Here is a 16,294-nt window from a genome sequence, read left to right as displayed (position 1 = left end):
AACGTCAATAAAGGAGAATTACCATGAATAACATCGCAGCTAAAATTGTACTTACGTCAGTTCTTGCTACTTCATCTACAGCAGTCTTAGCGAGTGATAAATGGGAAAAAGAATCCATGGACGCTTGGCTAGATGGTAAAGCCGAAACGACGCTGCTGCTAAACAGTAACCTTAACTCTTTTGATATCAACACCGATGTTGAAAATCAGGTAGTTACCCTTTCTGGTTCGGTAAACAATGACCTTGAAAAATCGCTTGCCGAAGAGCTTGTAACAGGTCTTGATGGTGTGAAAGAAGTAAATAACGAATTGTCAGTGGTGAATGAAGGTAAGAAAGAAACCGATTCAGAGGCATTAGCCACACTGACCGACTCTAAAATCACGACTATAGTTAAAACGCGCCTACTGATGGATACCAATGTAAGTGGTACGGACATTGATGTAACGACGGAACGTAAAACGGTAACGTTGGCAGGTAAGGTTAATTCAGATGCGGAGCATGATCTTGCACTTTCAATTGCAAATAATACCAATGATGTAAATAAGGTGATTGATAAGCTAGAAGTGGTTCAATAATAACGAGCCGAGTGACCTAACCCAATTTTATTAGGAGGTAACACTATGGTTCGTTGGATGTTTATTTTTCTGGCTTTGGCACTGGTTTCTGCACTACTAGGTTTTACTGGTATTGCAGGGGCGGCGGCCTCTATCGCGCAAGTGATATTTTACCTATTCCTATTGTCATTAATTGTATCAATAGTGATTGTTCTGCTAGGAAGAAAAAACGTAAATAGATAGGAGATTTCATGCGACTTACGTCATTAATTTACCGTATCGCCGCAGTATTTGGTTTGGTGTTCGCACTGGCTGCTTGTAGTGAAGAAGGGCCAATGGAACAGGCAGGCAAGAAGATAGATGAAGCCGCCGAAGAAACTCAAAATGCGATTGAAGATGAGTGTGAAAATATTAAAGAGAACTTGAACGCAGAAGACCAAGATTGTTAGTCGAGTCAGGTCAGCTTTTTGTTCACAGCAATGTAAGAGAAGGGCGGTCAATCACCGCCCTTCCTTTTATCCCAAGTGTTTACAATCAGATGAGGAGTCAAAGATGAAAAACATATTTGATGTACTAAAAGAGAGTCATGAAAAGCAACGCCTTTTACTCGATGCTCTGATGGAAACGTCTGGAGATTCCCCTGCACGCGAAGAGTTTTATCACAATCTTAAGGATGAACTCGAACAGCACGCCGCCGCAGAAGAGCGCTTTTTCTACGCGCCTTTAATCGAGAGTGATAAAACCATCGATCTTACTCGTCATGGCATCGCAGAGCACCACGAGATTGATAAAGTGATTGCACAGCTTGATGCAACCGACATGAGCTCGCCAGGATGGCTCAACCTCATGAAAACTTTGCGTCACAAAGTATTGCACCACCTCGAAGAAGAAGAGCATCGTTTTTTCCAATTGGCCGGTAAGGTGATGACCGATCAGCAGAAAATGAAACTAGCGGATAGCTACGTCGAAGAAATGGCTAGTTAGGTGGAGTATTGGTCCTTTTCGTGCCATTTCGGCACGGGAAGGGGCCCAATCAAAGCGTTTACCAAGCTAGTTAGCCTAAACTAGAACCAGCTTATTCTCACTTTCACTAAAAAAGCGCACTCGCTGAAGGCAAGGAGAGCGAATGTTTATCATCAAATATTATATTCTTGGCGCTCTGATCAGTTTATTGGCCGCTATTTATATTCCCCAAATCATGGTTAGCCTGTTGTTCTTGTGGGTATCTCTTTCTTTAGCATTAGTCAGCGTAGCCTACGTTTTCGACATTCCCTCCATTTTTAGAAAAAACCAAGACGGTAAGATTGTCAGGTGGATCCGCTGGGCATTCATCCCCTTTTTGCTGGGCGCTAGAGCGTATAATGCCTGGGAAAGACGGCGCGATACTGTGCCTCCGATCCAAAAAGTCAGCGATAATTTATACCTCTCCCGTCGGCTATTTCAGAGTGACTTAGATTTTCTCGAATCCAATGACATCTCTTGTATTGTCGATGTCACCGCTGAATTTGCTGGGCTTGAAAGTGCGATGACCGACAAGCAGTTTCATTACCTTTCGATTCCGGTACTCGACCACAAAGCCCCAACGCTAGAGCGCCTTCGCCATGCGATTAACTGGATTGATACGCAAATCTCGTGCTCGCGAGCTGTGGTTGTGCATTGTGCGTTAGGGCGTGGTCGCTCGGTGTTTGTTGTTGCGGCGTATCTACTGAGCAAAGATCCGTCGCTGACGGTTGAATCTGTGATGAAAAAAATCAATGACGTGCGCAGTACCGCGAGATTGAATAAATTGCAGATCAAAACGTTACGAGCGATAAGTGAAAAAGGCGTACTGGGTCTGGATCAGTCCACTTGGATGGTGGTTAACCCTGTTGCAGGTGGCGGCAAATGGGAGGAAAACGAACAGCACTTGATTCGTGAACTAACCAAAAAATATCGCTTGAGTATTCATCAAACCACCACAAATCTCAGCGCTGAGCAGCTCACGCTGCAGGCAAAAGAAAGTGGTGCTAAGCAAATTATCGTAGCGGGTGGCGATGGCACAGTGACGGAAGTGGCGAGCCAGCTGGTAGGTACCGATATCAAACTCGGTATTGTTCCGCTCGGAACCGCCAATGCGTTGTGTCATGTGCTCTATGGAGTTGGCGCAAAATTCTCACCCGTTGAAAAAGCGTGTGAAGCATTGCTAGCAGGTCACTGCCAACGTATTGATACGGCGGAGTGTAATCAGAGGCTTATATTGTTAGTCCTAGGTATTGGCCTAGAGCAGAAAATGATCGAACATGCGCAGCGAGAAGAGAAAAACACCTTTGGACAATTGGCCTACTTAACGGGCTTTTTTAACGCGGTGGTGGCGGAAGAGACGCAGACGTTGACTGTTGCGATGGATGCGCCATTTGAAGATGGAAACCGCGAAAATGGATCACAAACGCTAGAAGTTCATAGCTTTGTCGTTGCGAACATCGCTCCTTTTAGTACGTTGCTCGCGCAAGGTGGTGGTGCTCCGCAGCCTGACGATGGCAAGCTGCATATCACGTATTTAGATAACACCGAATCTTTAGGTGGACGCCTCATCGCATTGTCTGATCTGACATTAACCAGCGTAGGTGCGCAGGAGGAATCGACTCATTTTCAATACGCGACGGCTCAGAATGTCACTATTTCTGCGAACAAACCGATTGAGTATGTGATTGATGGTGAGCTTTATTCTGATGAGCAATTAGCGATCAAGCTTCGTCCAAAATCGTTGAACGTATTTGTCCCAAGCGGGAGAAGTAAATCGGCTTAGCTTTAAAACAGATAAGCAGTGGATAATGCGCCATTTGCCTAGTGCTTTATAGCGTGCCTTTGTTTACCGGTTTAGTCGTAGTTTTGAAGGAACCAATAAGGTCGCTGCGTAGGTGCAGCGGCTTTTTTATATCGGCATTTTTTGTATCTGAGAGAGCGTCTATTTATCGTTCTCGAAGTGAAAGGAAGAAGGGGGTGAGTATGACTACTCACCCTGGGGTAAGTGCTTTTCAATTTCATCGTTTTCGACTTGTAAAGCAGCTAACCAGTAAGAAACAAGCGCCGTTAAGTTTGTGTCGTCAATGGCTCTGAGTAGCGCTTTTAAATCATCTAACAACAACTTGTTCATGAAATGCATTTCTTTGTAATTACCTAGTTCGGCAACGCCGTATTCGGTGGCATTTTCCGCAATGAATTGTTCACCATCTTGGTCGAAGAACAACTTCGCCATCTTTTTGATCATCACTTTTTCTATTTTAACGAATCGATACGCCGCTCTTGCGAGTGTCATATGCGATTGCGGATTAACGAGAGGCAAACACGTTTGGCGATGGTGTGTCATTTTTACGAGTAGCTCCCTTACTCGATTATTATCCAATGTCATACTGACCTCTTTATTTATGACTACCGTGTTGATTACTCGGTTTAGTGTTTTCTAGTTTTGGTTGTATTGAGGTGCCTGTGGTCTTATCAGAAATGGCCAAAACGAGTTGGCCATTTTCTCTGCCAGCGCTTGATTGCAAAGGCGACCACTAAGGATCAGCTGATAAGGCTGATGCTGCTGAGCTTTTCTTTACAGCTTTTGATATCACTGCGAACTTTCAGTAGAACCGAATTATCCGCTTGCTCTGGGTGGCTAGTAATTAGGTTTTCGATCTCTTTGAGCACCTTGCTTTCAACACCTTCGAGCTGTTCCAAATACATGGACTCTTTGTCAGAAGACACCTCCTTCATCACATCGCTGTATACCTCACGCGCTTTAATGGTGTAGGAAACCGGAGTGTCGTCGGCAGAGTCTTCCTGGTTATTTGCCAATGTGTAGGGAGTAAGCTCAAGCACCGCTCGCTCACGTACTCTAAGCAGTTCTACCAACACATTATTCAAAGAAGTGTTGTCAATGTTCTCAATGGCCTTGTTGTAAATGTCATTTCCGCTCTCGATAAGCTCAATGATTGAGGCGATATTTTCATTTTTCATATCTCACTCCTGATTTGGTTGGTGATGGGAGTGTTTGTACGTATGGGGAACAAACACAGGTGTTTCATCTTTAGTTGCAGGTTGTATGCCAAGGAATGTTATTTTTCTATTAATCAATTGGTTATGAGTTTATTGCGCAAGAATTGGAGGGTTGCAGACAAGGCGCTAAGAAAAAATTACAAGAATGCTGGGGAAGTCTGGAAAGAATTACACGTACAGATAAGCATTTGTCGTGAAATAAAACAAAAACCAATTAAAAACATGTGCTTATAATCTTGGCACGGATATGGCTTTGTAGTGAGTAAGTGAGTTCAAAAGTTGTTTCACTTGATTTACTACTCAACTCATCAACGGAGGCTAGTTATGGCTACAACAAAAGAAAGCACAGTAAAACCTCAAGAGCAGTTAGAAGAAGCATATCACTTGGCGGAGCAAGCCACGACGGAAGCCGTCGGCGCAATGAAAGACCAAGCTAAAGAGAAATTTGATGTGGGCGCGGAACACGTTCAGCAGGCGACCAAGTCGGCAGAGAACGTTATCAAGGAGCGTCCATTGCTGAGCATTGGTTGTGCCTTCCTTGCGGGTTGGGCGGTTTCGAAGCTGATCAAATAATCACGGTCCAACGGATTAAGCCACATAACAGAAGGCGAGGGTTCCAATGAATAATTCCGGACAAGTCACCAACCAGCAACCGGGCTCGGCCGCAGCAGACAGCGGTCGAGCCCCAAGTGGGGCAGAAGAGCAGGATATCCAACAAACCATCAATGGTTTGAGCAGTATTCTTTCACAACTGGACCAATTGACTCAATCGCTGAAAGCGTGGTCGGGTTCAACGTTGGATTTGTTCCTCTTGGAGGTGAAAATTAATGCGTCCGCAGCGCGACAGATTTTGCTGTGCACCATTGTTTTTACCTTATTGTCGGTATTGTTCGTGTTCAGTTTGTGCCTTGCCTCTGGTGTGGTGGCTTATCAGCTGACCGCTAACGTGTATGTTGCAGTGGGCGTATTTATTGCGTCCTTAGGTTTAGCATTACTGTCTTTAGCTTGGTGGCAGAAGCGTTTAGTTGGTTTCCTTGGATTCAAAAATACGACAGAACAGTTGCAGGAGGGGTGGGATGCGCTCGCTACAAAAGCTCAATCGAGCCATGCGAATCAAGCGGATGGAAGGTAAGGCATCTTTAGAGCAATGCTGCTTGTCGATGGAAATGTTCACGTTTACCACTAAGAAGTTTGTGAAAGAAAATCCTTGGACGACGCTAGGTATTAGTGCTGTCGTTGCTGTTACCGCTGCCAAAGCGGGTCGATTGTCTCGACTGACTTCCTCTATCTCTTCCATGGGGCTATTGGCGAGTAGTGTCTCCGAACTAACGGATTCGCTTGCCAAGCCAGTTAGGGCCGCGTCTTCTAACCAGTCGGGCGTAGAACAAGAGCGAAATGCTGAACCACAAGCAAGCAATACTGCTTCGACAGAAGAGACCGCGACAGAAACAGAAGTCGAGCAACCCCAATAACGGCTTTCGCCGATAATTATTCCTACCGACCTTGAGCCTTTTTATGACAGCGAAATTGAACATTCCTGCCAACACCGCGATTGGTGCAACCCTTCTTGTCTTATTGCTCGTTCCTGGGCTGTATTTTGCTAAGCCAATCTTGTTACCTATTGTGCTTAGTACCTTTATTTCTCTGTTATGCAGTCCTTTCATTAACTATCTTGAAGACAAAGGTTTACCGCGCGCGATTACCGTCGTAGTGACTCTGTCATTCTTGGTTGGTGCTTCAATTATTGGCCTTGCTGCCATGTCGGAGCCTGCCAAGCAGTGGTGGTCTGAACTGCCCAGTATCGTGAAAAATGTGTCGCAAGAAGTGAGCGAAGTGACTCAAGCCTCGGCGGATCACCTTAATACGCCGCTGAATATTGCCAGCGATATGGGTATGGATGAAGTCGGGAACAATACCGTATTTTCTTTGGTGAAGACACTCGCGACCACGACGCCGACCATTTTGACACAAGCGATGATCGTGCTGTTTATGGTTTATTTTATGCTCAATCACGGACGCAGCTTATTTCGAAAGTCAGTGTCGTACTTGCATGGGTTTGCCAAGCAGCGCCAAGCGATTGAACTGGTCAAAGCACTACAGAAAGACCTATCTCGATACATTGGCACTATCACGTTGGTGAATGCGGGACTTGGATTGAGTGTTGGGGCGGTGTTTTTTGTTTTAGGCCTTGAGGACCCATTCTTGTGGGGCGCGTTTGCTGGCGTGATGAATTTTGCGCCGTATCTTGGCCCAGTCATCTCCATGGTGAGTTTCGGTTTTGTGGCTTATCTGCAGTTGGAGTCGGTCAGTTTTATGCTCACTGTGGTGTCTATCTATTTGTTGATCAACTTGATTGAAAGCCAGTTTGTCACGCCAACGTTATTAGGGAAAAGATTCAACTTAAATCCGTTAGTGATCTTCGTTTGGCTCGTGTTCTGGGGTTGGCTTTGGGGCGGTATGGGGCTCTTAATCGGTGTACCGCTATTGGTCTGCATTAATATTTTGGTTGAGCGTCTGGAGCTGTGTCAATCAACTCAAAGTCAACCAAGCCAAACCATCCCCGAGGATGTGGCTCCACGAGAATGACTTGGGCTACAAGCTGGCTCAACGAAAAAGTTTTTCCGCACTTACTGGCTGGCTAAAAAGATACCCTTGACCGTAAACACAGCCTTTTTCGAACAAGTAATCGGCTTGCTCCTGAGTTTCTATTCCTTCCGCTACGACTTTCAACGACAGTGTTTTTCCCATGGCGATAATCGCATTCACAATCGCATTGCTATCGCTATTGCTGGGTACATCACTGACAAACGAACGATCTATTTTCAGCTTATTGATGGGTAAACCTTTCAAATAAGACAAAGACGAATAGCCTGTGCCGAAATCATCCAGAGAAATCTCGATGCCTAAGCCTCTTAGTTGATTTAACGACGCTATGGCTTGTTGAGGGTCGATCAGTAAAAAGCTCTCGGTGATCTCCAAATCCAGCCGTTGAGCAGGAAAACCGGTTTGATTGAGGATATCGCTCAATCTCTGAATGAAATTCGATTGCTGAAGCTGTAATGCCGACACATTAACCGCAATTCTGCCAAACTCAACGCCTTGTTTCAGCCAAGCATTTCCTTGCTGGCAAGCGTGTAGCAAGACCCACTCGCCAATGCTTTGGATAAGCCCCGTTTTTTCTGCAATTGGAATAAAGTCGGCTGGTGGTACAAGGCCAAATTCGGGGTGCTGCCAGCGTAATAAGGTTTCAACGCCAACAATCGCATGTTGCTCCAAGTTATATTGTGGCTGGAACTCTAATCGAAGTTGCTGTTTTTCTATCGCTTGATGTAAAGCAGATTGAATGCGCACATGAGATACGGATTTATCGGTTAAATCTGGCGAGTAAAATGCGTAGCCGTTGCGCCCATTTTTCTTTGCTAAGTACATTGCTGTATCTGCGTTTTTGAGTAAGGTTTCGCTGTCTTGGCCGTCTCTTGGGTATAAGGCTATGCCAATACTGGTCGAGACGCGCAGTGAGTCGTGATTTGCCAAGTCGAATGGTTGTTGGAAAACGCTGAGAATATCGCCGACGGTTTCCAGCAAAGCCACATCACTGTGGACGTCCGGCAAAATGATCACGAACTCATCGCCGCCAATGCGAGCCACATGCGCATTTAAGTGAAGAATATCTTGCAGACGGATAGCCAACTTAGACAGCAACTGATCACCACAAAAGTGACCCATGCTATCGTTGATGTGTTTGAAATGGTCGATATCTAGAAATAGGGTGGCAAACGTCTGTTGGTTCTTGTGCCCGGTTTCAATGTGTTGCTCAAGCAAGCTAAGTAAATGGGTGCGATTAGGCAGATTCGTTAACGGATCATAAAAGGCCATGCGCTGCAGTTTTTCTTCGTGCGCTTTACGCACGGAAATATCTTCAAATACACAGATGTAGTTAATGAGATGATTTTTATCGTCCATTACGGCACTAATGGTCGCTAACTGCGGGTAAATGCTGCCATCTTTCTTTCGGTTGATGAACTCGCCTTTCCATTGACCTTTGGTTTCGAGTTGATGCCACAACTGTTTATAGAAGCCTTGGTCATGATGACCTGAGCGCAGAATTCTGGGGTTCTTTCCAATCACCTCTTCAGAGCGATAGCCGGTGATTTGAGTAAAGGCTGTGTTTACATCAATGATGTTGGCATTGCGATCAGTAATGACCATGCCTTCTTGTGAGTTATTAAAAATTTTGGACGCCAATGAGAGTTGCGTTTCGACCATTTTCCGGCGTGTGATGTTGCGTGTCATGCCCAGAATGCCAATTAAGTTACCGTCATTATCACGGACAGGAGACTTAATGGTTTCTAGCCAAGTTGGGTTATTGTTTTCATCAATTTGGCGGCATTCTTCGACGATGTTCAGAGTGCCTGTCGCCACGACCAAGTTATCGGCCTCAATGAACTTCTCTGCTCGCTCGTGGCTAAATAGTGCGAAATCATCTTTGCCGATGATCTCACTGTTGGTCTTTTGCCACGCATTTTCTACACTTCGGTTGGTCATCGAATAAAGACCATCCATGCCTTTTATCCAAATATGGTCTTCAAGACAGTCGATAAACTCTTGCAGCGTCGGTAATGGTGTGGTCGCTGCAGTTTGATGGCGTGTTCGTTCTTGCTGGTAGTGTGAGCTGACATCAAAGCTCATTCGCCCCACTAATGCACTCAGCCAAGCAGACACTACCGTGATTTGATCGTCAGGGTGAGTTAGCGCTAATACGGCAAACAGATCGCCATTTGGTAGCCAAATTGGACCTATGCTCAAGGTTTGCTGTCCAAAGGATGTGTGGCTTATCGTCAAGTCTGTCGGTTTAAATTGATCGGCAACTTGCACTACCACTTCGACGATAGCGCAATGATTTTGAACCGAGGTGGACACCTCAGTTGATAGCCACTGCTGGGTATCGCTCAGAGTATAAAGTTGTCCCTGAGCTTGAGTAGCATCACAGCATTGTTGCAGAGCCTGTTGCCAGTCTGCCATCAAAGGCGAAGGAATAGCGAAGCGAAACATAATTAATAACGTGTCCTGAAGCGCCCAAAGATAGTGGTATTAGAATCTAGCTTAAGCTATTGGGCCGTGTTGGTATCGTATCCAACGCTTAGGTAATTCCCAGCAGCGTAAGGCGCTTTCTATCATTAAACTGTTAGCTATATCTCTTTTTTATCCAACTCATTGCATCGTTTATTGAGGTTTTTTGTTCATCATTGAGAAGTGCTCATGGCTTTGGTTTTTTTACCCCACGATACTTGTTGGACCACTAATCCACTGATGATCAGTATTAAACCAATCAAGGTTGATGGATGAATTTCTTCACCAATGATGGTTGCCAATAGCATCAGTGAGATGAATGGCGAAGCAAAGATCAGATTACTGATGCGGGCTGTGTTTTGCGTCGATTTGAGGGCGCTTAGCCATAGGACGAAAGTGATCCCCATTTCAAATAGCCCGACATACGTCACCGCTGCCCAGCCTTTAATTGAGATTGCCTGCCAGCTCGCACCTTCATAAATACTTAAACCAATGGCAAATGGAATAGCGACCAAAAAACCAAGTAATACACCAACCACAGGGTCGGCCTTATTTTTGGTGTTTAAAATCCAGTAACCAGCCCACAACAGTGTCGATAGCAGCGCCAGTCCCACGCCCAACGGGCTCTCGAATTGCATGCCGAGAACATTGCCCTGCGTGGCAATCACAATCACGCCTACATAGCTAAAACCGCAAGCGAGCCAATCTTTAGCACGGATCTTCTGCCCTAAGAAAACAGCAGCCATTAGCGTCAAGGTAATGGCCCAGCTGTAGTTGATCGCTTGGGCTTGGGATGCAGGCAGCAAGTCATACGCTTTAAAGAGAATGACGTAATACGCCAAGGGGTTAATCAACCCAAGCAGTAGGTAATACCAAGGGTTTGAGAGGAAGGTGGCACTTAACTGGCCCAACTTGCCTTGCACACCACAGATTATCGTCAGCGCAATCGCAGAGACGATACTGGCAATGCACAGCATTTGGATTGGCGTAAATTCTGCCAACGTGAGTTTAAATGCGGTTGCAACGGTAGACCAAAGTAATACTGCTGAGAGCCCAAATCCTAGGGCGCGACGCTCGTTCATGATGCCTCTGCGTGATGATGTGCCGCTCGGTCTGGTTCATTTGAGCGGAAGAAAGAATATTATAGGAAGGCCTAGTGTATGCGAGGATTTTTCATCCAACAAACTGGACATTTATCCAGTGTCTAAATACCATTGTTATAGATACAAAACACAGGCTAACTCGCTATTATGCAATGGATTCTTGAGTACCAATCTCTCATTCTCTCTTCTCTTTGCGCTGCCACGCTTAGTGGTGTCGCCGTCGGTTGGTGGGTGAAACAGCGTTTTATCACCCAAACTCAGCTTCTCGAACAACAACTTGTTTCAGAAAAGCAGCTTCACCAACAGCAGCTTGAACAGGTTAAACAAAGCCTTGCCGATGCCCAGCAAGAGTTGGATGAATTAGATGATGAGCGCGATAAAGCCGCGTTTGAAGTACGCCAAACACACGGAAAGCTGATGGCCGCAATGGAAAAACTGCGTTACTTCGAGGCTGTAAAGCAAGAGCGCCAGCAATACTTTGATGAGCTTGGTCAGATGCGTGAGCACAAATCACGTCTAGAAACGCAACTGCGTGAGCAGCAAGCACGTCATGAGCAAATCAACCAAGCCAATGCCGAAAAACTGCAAATTCTAGAGCAAGCGGAAGCGCGCCTGAAACAGCAATTTGAGCACTTGGCCAACCAACTGTTTGAAGAAAAAACCGCGAAGGTCGACTTGCAAAACCGTCAGAGTTTGGAAGGTTTGTTGTCACCGCTCCGAGAGCAGCTAGAAGGATTCAAAAAGCACGTTAATGACAGCTTTAGCCAAGAAGCTAAAGAGCGCCATACCTTAGTGCATGAGCTCAAAAACCTTCAACGTTTGAATGAGCAAATGACGCGAGAAGCGGTTAATTTGACCCAAGCGCTGAAAGGGGACAACAAGCAGCAAGGTAATTGGGGCGAAGTGGTGCTCGCTAGGGTGCTTGCCGAGTCGGGACTGCGTGAAGGGCACGAATATCAGACTCAGGTGAATTTGCAAAATGAAGCAGGCAAGCGCTACCAACCTGATGTGATTGTTCATCTCCCACAAAACAAACAAGTGGTTGTGGATTCCAAAATGGCGCTGGTTGCCTATGAGCGCTATTTCAACGCCGAAACTGATGCTGAGCGAGATCAGGCTTTGAGTGCGCACTTAGCCGCACTGCGTGCGCACATTAAGGGTTTAAGCATGAAGGACTACCACAAACTCAAAGGTATTCAGAGTTTGGACTATGTGCTGATGTTTATTCCGGTTGAGCCTGCGTTCCAAGTCGCGATTCAAGCCGATCCAAGTTTGATCAAAGACGCGATGGAGCAAAACATCATTTTGGTGAGCCCAACAACGTTGCTGGTGGCACTGCGCACTATTGATAATCTATGGCGCAATGAACGCCAGAATGAAAACGCCAAAATGATTGCGCAGCGCGCGACAAAACTCTACGACAAATTACGATTGTTTGTAGACGACATGGAAGGGCTCGGCGGTGCGCTGGATAAGGCGAATCAAAGCTATCAAGGCGCAATGAACAAGCTTGCCACAGGGCGCGGGAATGTGATTCGTCAAGCCGAAAGCTTTAAGCACCTTGGGGTTGAAATCAAACGACCAATTTCTTCTGACCTCGTACAGTTAGCGCAGAGTGATTCATTTTCAGAAAATGACCCGTTAGTAGAAAGACATCCGGCTGAGGATAAAGTAAACTAATCGCCCGCAGTGCAGTGGGCGATTTTATTTGTCAGCAAACGCCCCGCAGAGAGAAAGCGCTGCCTAAGAGGAATTAGAATGACGGACACAAGTTTGCAATCCAATACAGCGTTAGAGAATGAAACCACCCACTTTGGTTTCTCTACAGTGGCAAAAGACGAAAAAGTGACTAAGGTTGCCGAAGTATTCCACTCCGTGGCAACAAAATACGACATCATGAATGACCTGATGTCTGGTGGTATTCACCGCCTTTGGAAGCGCTTCACTATCGATTGTAGTGGCGCTCGCCCTGGCCAACGTATTCTTGACCTAGGTGGTGGTACGGGTGATTTAACGGCGAAATTCTCGCGCATTGTTGGCGATGAAGGCCATGTCATCCTTGCTGATATCAATAATTCAATGCTTAACGTTGGTCGCGATAAACTGCGTGACAACGGTATTGTGGGTAACGTGCATTACGTTCAAGCCAACGCAGAAGAACTGCCGTTCCCTGATGATTATTTTGATGCCATCACCATCAGTTTTTGTTTGCGTAATGTGACTGACAAAGACAAAGCGCTTCGTTCAATGTTCCGCGTACTGAAGCCAGGCGGCCGTCTATTGGTGTTGGAATTTTCAAAACCAGTGCTAGAGCCGTTATCGAAAGTATACGACGCATATTCATTCCACTTGTTGCCGAGAATCGGTGAGCTAGTTGCGAATGACTCAGAGAGTTACCGCTACCTAGCGGAGTCAATCCGTATGCATCCAGACCAAGAAACGCTGGAAGGCATGATGCAAGACGCAGGTTTTGAAAACACCAAATACTACAACTTAACTGGTGGTATTGTGGCTTTGCATCGCGGTTATAAATTCTAAGGGTTAACGGCATGCCATTTGAACCACTTATCACCGCTGTGATTGAAACGTCACTGAATACACTGATCAAAGACGACCCTGCATTGGGCCGTCGTTTAGCGCGTCTAAAAGGTCAAGTTATTCAAGTTCACCTGAAAGAGATCAATAAAACACTGACGTTCGTTTTTAGTCAGCAAATTGATGTGCTCGGTCATTACGAAGGGCAGCCAAACTGCTACTTATCGCTCAACTTGAGCGTGTTGCCAGAGCTGCGTGACCAGGCCAACATCACTCGCCTTATTAAACAAGATAAACTTGAGCTTGAAGGCGATATTCAATTGGCGCAGAAATTCTCTCAGTTGATGGTGGATTGCAAGCCAGATGTTGAAGAGTGGTTGTCTCGCGTGACTGGCGATGTCGCCGCACATACCTTTGTGCAAGGTTCAAAAAACATAGGCAACTTCCTCGCATCTCAAGCAGAGAAACACCAGCGTCATCTTGCGCAAGTAGTGACTGAAGAGTGGAAGTTGGCACCTGCTCCTCTAGAAGTGGCGTATTTTTGCGACCAGGTTGATGAGGTTCGTAGCCAGGCTTCTCGCGTTGAAGCACGCTTGACTGCTTTGCTGAATAAGCTGGATGCAGATAAGCCGGCATTGGAGAAACCATGACGCCAGCAGAACTAAAGCGCTTATACCACATCGCCAAAGTACAACTGGAATACGGCTTAGATGAGCTGCTTCCCGATCACCAACTGACCAAAGCTCCGTTATTACTGCGCAAAAGCCTGTTCTGGATTAAGAACAAGCATCCAGAAAAGCCACTCGGTGAGCGTCTGCGTTTAGCGTTGCAAGAGCTGGGGCCGGTTTGGATTAAGTTCGGCCAGATGATGTCAACGCGCCGTGACTTATTTCCTCCGCATATTGCTGATCCCCTAGCTTTGCTTCAAGACCAAGTGGCGCCATTTGATGGTGAGCTAGCAAAAAAGCAGATGGAGCAAGCATTAGGTGGCCCGTTAGAAAACTGGTTTACCGAGTTTGATATCAAACCACTGGCGTCTGCGTCGATTGCTCAGGTGCATACTGCGCGTTTAAAAGACTCTAACCAAGAAGTGGTATTAAAGGTTATCCGCCCAGATATTCGCCCGGTCATTGATTCAGATCTAAAACTGATGCACCGAATGGCGCGTATAGTCGCCGGAGCGATGCCTGAAGCACGTCGTTTAAAACCAGTTGAAGTCGTGCGTGAGTACGAGAAAACATTGCTTGATGAACTCGACTTACGACGTGAAGCGGCGAATGCCATTCAGTTGCGCCGCAACTTTGAAGGCAGCGAAGAATTGTATGTTCCTGAAGTTTTTCCTGACTTCAGTAATGAAACTGTCATGGTTTCTGAGCGAATATATGGCATTCAAGTCTCTGATATTGAAGGCTTGAAAGCAAATGGCACCAATATGAAATTGCTCGCGGAGCGCGGCGTGAGTGTGTTCTTCACTCAGGTGTTCCGAGACAGCTTCTTCCATGCCGATATGCATCCGGGGAACGTGTTCGTCAAACCAGAACACCCAGAGAACCCAATGTGGATCGGGCTAGATTGCGGAATCGTTGGTACACTTAATAGTGAAGACAAGCGTTATCTGGCGGAAAACTTCCTGGCGTTTTTCAATCGAGACTACCGCCGAGTGGCGGAGTTACATGTGGACTCAGGATGGGTGCCTGCCGATACCAATGTCGATGAGTTTGAGTTCGCGATTCGTATTGTGTGTGAGCCTATTTTTGCTAAGCCACTGTGCGAAATCTCCTTTGGTCATGTGCTGTTGAATTTGTTCAACACGGCACGTCGGTTCAACATGGAGGTTCAGCCACAGCTTGTATTGCTGCAAAAAACGCTGCTGTACGTGGAAGGTCTTGGTAGGCAGCTGTACCCTCAGCTTGATTTGTGGGAGACCGCAAAACCATTCCTTGAAGAATGGATGATGAATCAAGTTGGGCCGCAAGCTTTGGTGAATTCGATTAAAGATCGCGCGCCATTTTGGGCGGAGAAGCTACCGGAACTGCCAGAGCTGCTTTACGATAGCCTGAAACAAGGTAAAGCGATGAACCAACGAATGGATCAGCTTTACCAAGGGTATCGTCAGAGCAAGCGCCAGCAGGCGACAGGAAAGTTTTTATTTGGCGTTGGCGCCACTTTAGTCGTATGCTCGGCAATATTGGTGAACAATGCTTTTGAGCAGCTTTCGTTGGCCAGCGGTATCGCAGGTGTCACATTTTGGCTGCTTAGTTGGCGAGCTTATCGTCAATAGACGTTAAACTCTTGAAATATTTTTGTTTATTTAAAGACCCGAGGTAAAGAGAATGGGTGGTATCAGTGTTTGGCAACTTCTAATCATTGCTGTAATTGTTGTATTGCTATTCGGAACTAAGAAACTACGCGGTATCGGTGGCGATCTGGGTGGTGCCGTTAAGGGCTTCAAAAAAGCGATGAGCGAAGATGAACCTGCGAAAAATGACAAAGACGCAGACTTCGAACCAAAAAGTCTAGAAGAGCAGCAGAAAAAAGAAGCTGCTCCTGAAACGAAAAAAGACAAAGAGCAGGCGTAAAACGTGTTTGATATCGGTTTTTGGGAACTGGTATTAATATCTGTTGTTGGTCTGGTCGTTCTTGGGCCGGAGCGTTTGCCTCATGCTATTCGCAGCGTGTCTCGCTTTATCGGTGCCGCTAAGAGTATGGCAAATAGCGTCAAAGACGAATTGTCACACGAGCTGAAAGTCCAAGAGCTGCAAGAAAACTTGCGCAAAGCAGAGCAAATGGGGATGGATGATTTGTCCCCTGAGTTGAAATCTTCAGTCGAAGAATTGAAGAAGGCAGCGCAATCTGTAAATCGTCCTTACGCAAAGAACACCGATTCAGAGGCTGAGCCTGTAAAAACAGAGCCAGCAGCAGAAAAGGTAGAGAAAGCGGAAGAGAGCAAGGTTACAGCGGCAGATAAGAAAGCCGAATAGTCTCATTAGGAGGAGCTACTAGCGATTGGTA

General features: G+C 46.1%; 19 protein-coding genes. 15 read left to right on the top strand and 4 right to left on the bottom strand.

The features are described 5' to 3' along the window. The first annotated feature begins 23 nt into the window (after positions 1–23). The 5 genes from F7Y48_RS14170 (at position 24) to F7Y48_RS14150 (ending at position 3,339) form a co-directional block, all read left to right on the top strand. Positions 24–575 carry a BON domain-containing protein gene (locus F7Y48_RS14170; RefSeq protein ID WP_047009372.1) on the top strand — a complete coding sequence of 184 codons (552 nt, stop codon included), beginning with the start codon at positions 24–26 and terminating at the stop codon, positions 573–575. Positions 576–620: 45 nt separating this feature from the next. Further along, complete coding sequence (locus F7Y48_RS14165; protein WP_012841233.1) at positions 621–797, top strand: DUF1328 family protein; 177 nt, start codon at positions 621–623, stop codon at positions 795–797. Positions 798–805: 8 nt separating this feature from the next. Beyond that, positions 806–1,003 (top strand): hypothetical protein, encoded by a 198-nt coding sequence (locus F7Y48_RS14160; RefSeq protein ID WP_048624594.1) that lies wholly within the window; start codon positions 806–808, stop codon positions 1,001–1,003. Between the two features lie 103 nt (positions 1,004–1,106). Continuing rightward, positions 1,107–1,538: a hemerythrin domain-containing protein gene (locus F7Y48_RS14155; protein ID WP_193448006.1), complete on the top strand. Its 432-nt coding sequence runs from the start codon at positions 1,107–1,109 to the stop codon at positions 1,536–1,538. Between the two features lie 142 nt (positions 1,539–1,680). Beyond that, on the top strand, positions 1,681–3,339 hold the full coding sequence (locus F7Y48_RS14150) for a diacylglycerol kinase family protein (RefSeq protein ID WP_085343363.1): 1,659 nt from the start codon (positions 1,681–1,683) through the stop codon (positions 3,337–3,339). Between the two features lie 204 nt (positions 3,340–3,543). Here the strand turns inward: F7Y48_RS14150 and F7Y48_RS14145 are convergent, their stop codons facing one another. Both F7Y48_RS14145 and F7Y48_RS14140 read right to left on the bottom strand, forming a co-directional pair. Beyond that, positions 3,544–3,942, bottom strand: coding sequence for a hypothetical protein (locus F7Y48_RS14145; RefSeq protein ID WP_005379193.1), 399 nt, complete (start codon positions 3,940–3,942; stop codon positions 3,544–3,546). A 155-nt stretch (positions 3,943–4,097) separates the two neighbouring features. After that, on the bottom strand, positions 4,098–4,535 hold the full coding sequence (locus F7Y48_RS14140; RefSeq protein WP_005394423.1) for a DUF2383 domain-containing protein: 438 nt from the start codon (positions 4,533–4,535) through the stop codon (positions 4,098–4,100). 363 nt (positions 4,536–4,898) lie between these two features. On the opposite strand from F7Y48_RS14140, the gene F7Y48_RS14135 reads away from it, so the two are divergent. From F7Y48_RS14135 to F7Y48_RS14120, 4 genes are read left to right on the top strand one after another with little or no spacing between them, the layout of a single operon-like run. Beyond that, positions 4,899–5,147: a hypothetical protein gene (locus tag F7Y48_RS14135; RefSeq protein ID WP_005394426.1), complete on the top strand. Its 249-nt coding sequence runs from the start codon at positions 4,899–4,901 to the stop codon at positions 5,145–5,147. Positions 5,148–5,193: 46 nt separating this feature from the next. Beyond that, on the top strand, positions 5,194–5,706 hold the full coding sequence (locus tag F7Y48_RS14130) for a hypothetical protein (RefSeq protein ID WP_124007321.1): 513 nt from the start codon (positions 5,194–5,196) through the stop codon (positions 5,704–5,706). Beyond that, positions 5,651–6,046, top strand: coding sequence for a hypothetical protein (locus tag F7Y48_RS14125; RefSeq protein WP_239073774.1), 396 nt, complete (start codon positions 5,651–5,653; stop codon positions 6,044–6,046). The genes F7Y48_RS14130 and F7Y48_RS14125 overlap by 56 nt, the downstream gene beginning before the upstream one ends. A gap of 43 nt (positions 6,047–6,089) precedes the next feature. Further along, positions 6,090–7,160, top strand: a complete 1,071-nt coding sequence (locus tag F7Y48_RS14120) for an AI-2E family transporter (protein ID WP_005394430.1) — start codon at positions 6,090–6,092, stop codon at positions 7,158–7,160. An 18-nt stretch (positions 7,161–7,178) separates the two neighbouring features. Here F7Y48_RS14120 and F7Y48_RS14115 read toward each other — a convergent pair whose 3' ends face one another. Further along, positions 7,179–9,626 (bottom strand): bifunctional diguanylate cyclase/phosphodiesterase, encoded by a 2,448-nt coding sequence (locus F7Y48_RS14115; protein WP_164666599.1) that lies wholly within the window; start codon positions 9,624–9,626, stop codon positions 7,179–7,181. A 191-nt stretch (positions 9,627–9,817) separates the two neighbouring features. Beyond that, on the bottom strand, positions 9,818–10,726 hold the full coding sequence (locus F7Y48_RS14110; RefSeq protein ID WP_006741770.1) for a DMT family transporter: 909 nt from the start codon (positions 10,724–10,726) through the stop codon (positions 9,818–9,820). Between the two features lie 168 nt (positions 10,727–10,894). Here F7Y48_RS14110 and rmuC point away from each other — a divergent pair, with 168 nt between their 5' ends. The 6 genes from rmuC (at position 10,895) to tatB (ending at position 16,263) form a co-directional block, all read left to right on the top strand. Then, a complete protein-coding gene (gene rmuC / locus F7Y48_RS14105) occupies positions 10,895–12,427 on the top strand; it encodes a DNA recombination protein RmuC (protein WP_152812980.1) in 1,533 nt (510 codons plus the stop codon). Positions 12,428–12,505: 78 nt separating this feature from the next. After that, positions 12,506–13,285: a bifunctional demethylmenaquinone methyltransferase/2-methoxy-6-polyprenyl-1,4-benzoquinol methylase UbiE gene (gene ubiE, locus F7Y48_RS14100; protein ID WP_005394436.1), complete on the top strand. Its 780-nt coding sequence runs from the start codon at positions 12,506–12,508 to the stop codon at positions 13,283–13,285. Between the two features lie 11 nt (positions 13,286–13,296). Further along, positions 13,297–13,932 (top strand): SCP2 domain-containing protein, encoded by a 636-nt coding sequence (locus F7Y48_RS14095; RefSeq protein WP_005394440.1) that lies wholly within the window; start codon positions 13,297–13,299, stop codon positions 13,930–13,932. Next, a complete protein-coding gene (gene ubiB / locus F7Y48_RS14090; protein WP_258507158.1) occupies positions 13,929–15,563 on the top strand; it encodes a ubiquinone biosynthesis regulatory protein kinase UbiB in 1,635 nt (544 codons plus the stop codon). The genes F7Y48_RS14095 and ubiB overlap by 4 nt, the downstream gene beginning before the upstream one ends. 52 nt (positions 15,564–15,615) lie before the next feature. Then, positions 15,616–15,861, top strand: coding sequence for a Sec-independent protein translocase subunit TatA (gene tatA, locus F7Y48_RS14085; protein WP_005382958.1), 246 nt, complete (start codon positions 15,616–15,618; stop codon positions 15,859–15,861). A gap of 3 nt (positions 15,862–15,864) precedes the next feature. Then, positions 15,865–16,263 (top strand): Sec-independent protein translocase protein TatB, encoded by a 399-nt coding sequence (tatB, locus tag F7Y48_RS14080; protein WP_005382959.1) that lies wholly within the window; start codon positions 15,865–15,867, stop codon positions 16,261–16,263. Positions 16,264–16,294 lie beyond the last annotated feature (31 nt).

Origin of the sequence: Vibrio sp. 2-1-2a, assembly GCF_032648565.1 — a bacterium.
GTDB lineage: Bacteria > Pseudomonadota > Gammaproteobacteria > Enterobacterales > Vibrionaceae > Vibrio > Vibrio diabolicus.
The sequence above is the reverse complement of the archived record's forward strand: the minus strand, read 5'-3'. Positions and strand labels throughout refer to the sequence as shown.

Coding starts and splice junctions, on each gene's coding strand:
- F7Y48_RS14170 (WP_047009372.1), top strand. CDS start 24: ATGAATAACATCGCAGCTAAAATTGTACTTACGTCAGTTCTTGCTACT.
- F7Y48_RS14165 (WP_012841233.1), top strand. CDS start 621: ATGGTTCGTTGGATGTTTATTTTTCTGGCTTTGGCACTGGTTTCTGCA.
- F7Y48_RS14160 (WP_048624594.1), top strand. CDS start 806: ATGCGACTTACGTCATTAATTTACCGTATCGCCGCAGTATTTGGTTTG.
- F7Y48_RS14155 (WP_193448006.1), top strand. CDS start 1,107: ATGAAAAACATATTTGATGTACTAAAAGAGAGTCATGAAAAGCAACGC.
- F7Y48_RS14150 (WP_085343363.1), top strand. CDS start 1,681: ATGTTTATCATCAAATATTATATTCTTGGCGCTCTGATCAGTTTATTG.
- F7Y48_RS14145 (WP_005379193.1), bottom strand. CDS start 3,942: ATGACATTGGATAATAATCGAGTAAGGGAGCTACTCGTAAAAATGACA.
- F7Y48_RS14140 (WP_005394423.1), bottom strand. CDS start 4,535: ATGAAAAATGAAAATATCGCCTCAATCATTGAGCTTATCGAGAGCGGA.
- F7Y48_RS14135 (WP_005394426.1), top strand. CDS start 4,899: ATGGCTACAACAAAAGAAAGCACAGTAAAACCTCAAGAGCAGTTAGAA.
- F7Y48_RS14130 (WP_124007321.1), top strand. CDS start 5,194: ATGAATAATTCCGGACAAGTCACCAACCAGCAACCGGGCTCGGCCGCA.
- F7Y48_RS14125 (WP_239073774.1), top strand. CDS start 5,651: ATGCGCTCGCTACAAAAGCTCAATCGAGCCATGCGAATCAAGCGGATG.
- F7Y48_RS14120 (WP_005394430.1), top strand. CDS start 6,090: ATGACAGCGAAATTGAACATTCCTGCCAACACCGCGATTGGTGCAACC.
- F7Y48_RS14115 (WP_164666599.1), bottom strand. CDS start 9,626: ATGTTTCGCTTCGCTATTCCTTCGCCTTTGATGGCAGACTGGCAACAG.
- F7Y48_RS14110 (WP_006741770.1), bottom strand. CDS start 10,726: ATGAACGAGCGTCGCGCCCTAGGATTTGGGCTCTCAGCAGTATTACTT.
- rmuC (WP_152812980.1), top strand. CDS start 10,895: ATGCAATGGATTCTTGAGTACCAATCTCTCATTCTCTCTTCTCTTTGC.
- ubiE (WP_005394436.1), top strand. CDS start 12,506: ATGACGGACACAAGTTTGCAATCCAATACAGCGTTAGAGAATGAAACC.
- F7Y48_RS14095 (WP_005394440.1), top strand. CDS start 13,297: ATGCCATTTGAACCACTTATCACCGCTGTGATTGAAACGTCACTGAAT.
- ubiB (WP_258507158.1), top strand. CDS start 13,929: ATGACGCCAGCAGAACTAAAGCGCTTATACCACATCGCCAAAGTACAA.
- tatA (WP_005382958.1), top strand. CDS start 15,616: ATGGGTGGTATCAGTGTTTGGCAACTTCTAATCATTGCTGTAATTGTT.